General features: G+C 45.2%; 2 protein-coding genes. Both read left to right on the top strand.

All coding sequences use genetic code 11. The features are described 5' to 3' along the window. Positions 1-1,696 (top strand): HAMP domain-containing sensor histidine kinase (locus H6S82_RS19105; protein WP_191056563.1); only part of this gene is annotated, 1,696 nt, incomplete at its 5' end. A gap of 78 nt (positions 1,697-1,774) precedes the next feature. Then, positions 1,775-4,516 carry a CHAT domain-containing protein gene (locus tag H6S82_RS19100; RefSeq protein ID WP_190464181.1) on the top strand — a complete coding sequence of 914 codons (2,742 nt, stop codon included), beginning with the start codon at positions 1,775-1,777 and terminating at the stop codon, positions 4,514-4,516. Positions 4,517-4,702: the final 186 nt, after the last annotated feature.

The following is a 4,702-nucleotide window of genomic DNA, read 5'->3' as shown; positions in this document are numbered from 1 at the left end:
GCATAAGTGGTTACTGCCAAAACTAAGTGAAGTTTTAGCCCAAAGTACGCCAAATTGGGCTGAGGAATCCCCCTTAACCGCCAAATCTGGGAGGGGAAAGTGGAAGGCTGCAACCGAGATTGATACTCAGCAGCCATCTAAAAATCGGATCGCGTTGCAGCAATTGAAGTCAGAACAAGAATGGCGTGGGGCGATCGCAGCGCTTGAGATGATGCTGCGATCGACTTTATCCTGTAGCGATGGGGAAGATATCGATCCGGTAACGCCCCAGGGATTGATTTTAGCTGGGCCAGTGCCCATTTTGAGCGATTCAGCGGTAAACTCTCGCTTCCAAACTTGGATTTTCAGCACCCAGCTCGCTCATCCCGGTGCTTGGATGCCGTTTCAGCTGCCTCCCGCCCAAGAGGGCAACCTAAAGACAAACGATTATAGTAACTTCCTGCCTTTGCTGCCAGTCGATCCTTTGGCAGGCGAACAGTTTTGTTTAGTTTTAACTCATAGTTTCAGCTTGGTGATGGTATTGGGAGAAGACTCCACCAATCAACCAGCTTTTATGTTTTCTTTTGAACCAGAAGTTGTTCGAGATGCTTGGCTAGCGCTCAGAAATCGGGTATTTCTGGGTTCTCCAGACCGGGTTTTGCAACTGGATGCGTTTTTTGAGCAATTTGCGCCCATCGCACCGGATTACCGAACAGTGATGCAATTTACGCGCTTGTTGCTCAAACACATACCGGAAGAGCCGTCAACAGTCAGCACTCACTCCTCAGTCGCCAGCGCTCAGCCGTCAGCGGCTAGCGACAAGGAACAACAGACAACGGATATGAGTGTGGAATTGTTGCAGGCTTTTGCACACGAAGTCAGAACGCCTCTGACTACAATTCGCACTCTGACGAGATTGTTGCTCAAGCGCAAGAATTTGGCACCAGACATTATCAAGCGGTTGGAAATTATCGATCGCGAATGTACCGAGCAAATCGATCGTATGGAGTTGCTTTTCCGAGCTGCGGAATTGGAAACTGCCGCTAAAGAATCTTCGCCGGTTCACCTTACCCAGGTGTCGCTTGCCCAAGTTTTTCAGCAAAGTTTGCCGCGTTGGGAAAAACAAGCTTCTCAGCGCAATCAAACTCTAGATGTGATTTTGCCACAACAGATGCCGCAGGTAGTCAGCGATCCGACCATGCTCGATCGCGTTCTCACCGGCTTGATTGAAAATTTCACCCGCAGCTTACCTGCCGGTAGTCATATCCAAGTTCAGGTGATGCCAGCCGGAAATCAACTCAAGTTGCAAGTTCAACCCCAAACTGGCAGTGTAATTCCTGAGTGTGAAAAACAACAGATGTCTCAAGTGCAGGGTACTCAGTCAACTCGGAGGTCGATCGGTCAATTGCTGATGTTCCAACCGGAAACAGGTAGTTTGAGTCTTAACCATAGCGTTACTAAAAATATTTTCCACGCGCTGGGTGGAAAATTGATTGTGCGGCAACGCCCACAGCAAGGCGAAGTCTTCACTATTTTCTTGCCCTTGGACTCCAATGCTACTGAAATTCCGTGGCAACGGGAAAATTTGCGATCGCAAACCGATATAGTTGGCTCGTTTAAAGTGACTTCAGGCGCAGCAATATTTAAGGCCGCTCCCGAAGTTACCTCAGAATGCTTAAAAAGATTGCCAACCCACGAGCCCAATACAGAGAGCTAAAAAATTGGTTAAATCTTTGCTCCTAGCGGTTAGTTTTGGTATAAAATTGAATCATCACTAACCGCTAAACATTAACAAATGAAAGCTTTACGACGGCGGCGACGCCGATATGTATTATTTTTAGTCAGCTTCCTGCTTTGCATTTTAGTAAATACAGCGGTTTCGGGAGCGCAGGAAACATTTACAGATATTGAAAAATCGTTTATTTCAGATTTAAGAAATTTGCCAGTTAAAAATGACGATATCGAAACTAAACTCTCAAATTTACAATTATCTGTCGAGCGGCTAGTCCAGCAGGGACAGGGGTTTTATGAAGCTGGCAAGTATGCTGAAGCTATTAATCTCTGGCAACAAGCCCTTTCCCAAACTTCAGCTTCACAGGAGCGGGCAATAATCTACAGCAACTTGGCAGTTGCTTTTAGGCAAATTGGGCAGATAGATAAAGCGATCGCGCACTGGGAACAAGCCATTCAAATTTATGCAAAAGCAGGCGATCCTAACTCGCGTACTCAGCAAGCTAAATTAATCGTAGAGCAAGCACAAGCTTATAGCGAATTGGGACAGCACAAACGAGCCATCCAGCTTTTACAAGCTTCTTTATTAATTGCACGGCATAACCGAGATCGCCTCACCGAAGCAGCAGCAGAGGCAGCGTTGGGCAATTCCTATTGGTCGTTGGGAGACTACGAACAAGCTATTTCTTCCCTCCAAAATAGCTTGAAAATAGCTCGTGAATTAAAAGATGGAGAATCGGGCAATAAAACTATTCCCAATTACCGATCGGCTTTGATTCAAACTGCACTCAACAATTTGGGCAATGTTTTTGCCAAACGAGCAGATCGATACCTTTATCAAGCTAATGTTGCCCAGATAGAAGGCGACGAACGAGAAAATGCGCGGTTGAAGAACCTGGCACAACAGGATATTTTTGCTGCCAAAGAAGCATTGGAAGAAAGCATTCAGGTGGGAGTAAGCGATACTGTAACTGTACAAGCTTTACTGAATTTAAATCGCTTGCTAGAGCGGCACAGCACTACATTCAGCAACTCTACATCAGTTGGCTCGGCGGGCGGCAATAATTTTCAGGGCGTCAAAGAGCCGGATGCAGTTAATTCAGAAGCGATCGCTCAAAATCGGGAGCGGGCTTATGAGTTACTGCAAAAAATACCTGACTCCCGTGAAAAATCTTATGCCTTAATTAATTTAGGAGTAGGATCGGAGCCATCTGCTGCTGCCAAAATATTTGCTGATGCGATCGCTGTATCGAAGCATATTGGCGACAGCAGAGCCGAATCTTTTGCGCTGGGCAGTTTAGCGCAATTATACGAAAAAGCACATCAATATACCGAAGCAATGGAGCTAAATCGCCAAGCTTTATTTGCTGCCCAGAAAATAAATGCTGTTGATAGTCTCTATCGCTGGCAATGGCAGGCAGGGCGGATCGAAAAAGCTACTGGCAAAATCCCCAAAGCCATATCTTACTACGAAGAAGCGATCGCATCCCTCCAAAGTATACGCAGCGATATTCTCGCTGCTAACAAAGACTTGCAATTTGACTTTCGCGATTCTGTAGAACCAGTTTATCGGCAAATGATGGGGCTGCTTTTACAACCATCAAACTCAGTTAGCTCTTTCGGCGGCAATACTTATACATCGTCTGCCGAGAATATGGCTGAAACACAACCGAAAAATTTAAGTAAAGTTATCGATATTCTGGAGTTGCTTAAATTAGCAGAATTACAGAATTTCTTCGGCGACGAGTGCGTGCAAGTAGCCAAAGAAAACGCCCAAAATGATGGCAATTTAGCCGATACAGGTGCGGCGATCGTTTACTCGGTTATTTTGGACGATCGCACAGAAATGATTGTGCGATCGCCTGATGGAAAACTAAAAAACTATACCGTCGCGATGGGGCAAGAGCAACTGCAACAAGAAATAGATCGATTGCGCTTGTTATTGGAAAATAGAGCCACAGAAGAATACCTGCCTCAAGCTCAAAAAATCTACGATTTGTTGATTCGTCCAATGGAAAAAGATGGGGAATCAAAAAATCTGAAAACGCTCGTTTTTATTAACGACGGCGTGCTGCGAAAAATACCGATGGCAGCATTGCACGATGGCAAACAATTTTTAATCCAAAAATATGCGATCGCCACAACACCAAGCCTCAGCTTAACCGCGAGCAAACCAGCCGATCGACGCAACTTCAAAGCTCTCAGCGTTGGGTTAACAGTCGAACGGCCACCATTTGCACCCCTTGCCAATGTAGCAACCGAAGTAGCAGAAGTGCAAAAGATTTTGGGAGGAACCAAACTCTTAGATAAAGATTTTACCCTAAATCGCTTAGAAACAGAACTGCGCCAAAATAACTTTCCCATCATTCATATGGCTACCCACGGTAAATTTGGCGTCGATGCTGCCAGTACCTTTTTATTGGGATACGATCGTCGGATCGGGATCGATGAAATTGATAACTTATTGCGATTCGCCGGACGAAATAACGCCTCAACTACAAACAAACAACCAGTAGAACTGCTCACATTAAGTGCCTGTCAAACTGCCGCCGGAGATAACCGCGCAGCACTGGGAATTGCTGGCGTTGCCGTTCGTGCGGGAGTAAGAAGTGCGCTGGCTAGCTTGTGGTATATTAATGACGAAGCTACAGTACCGCTAATTGAAGCATTTTATACCCAATTGCGCCAACCTAACATTAGCAAAGCCGAAGCGCTACGAAGAGCGCAAATGAAATTGATTGCTTCAGATGACTACAGTCATCCAGGAGTTTGGTCGCCCTTGATACTGATTGGTAATTGGCTATAGTTTACTACCTGGGTTGGCTTAAGAATATTGCCAACCCAGGTATTGGATATGAAAAACTTTATATCTATCTTAGGAGAAATATAGGTAAAATATTGGCCACTAGGGTAAAATTAAACCCATATCCAAAATAGTTATGAAACCGTGCATCTCACCAAACCGTCGCGTTTACTCAAAATTTTTAAAATT

The sequence above is a fragment of the Planktothrix sp. FACHB-1355 genome, from assembly GCF_014748295.1.
GTDB classification, from domain to species: domain Bacteria; phylum Cyanobacteriota; class Cyanobacteriia; order Cyanobacteriales; family Aerosakkonemataceae; genus Aerosakkonema; species Aerosakkonema funiforme_A.
This window is presented reverse-complemented; position numbering and strand designations above follow the sequence as displayed.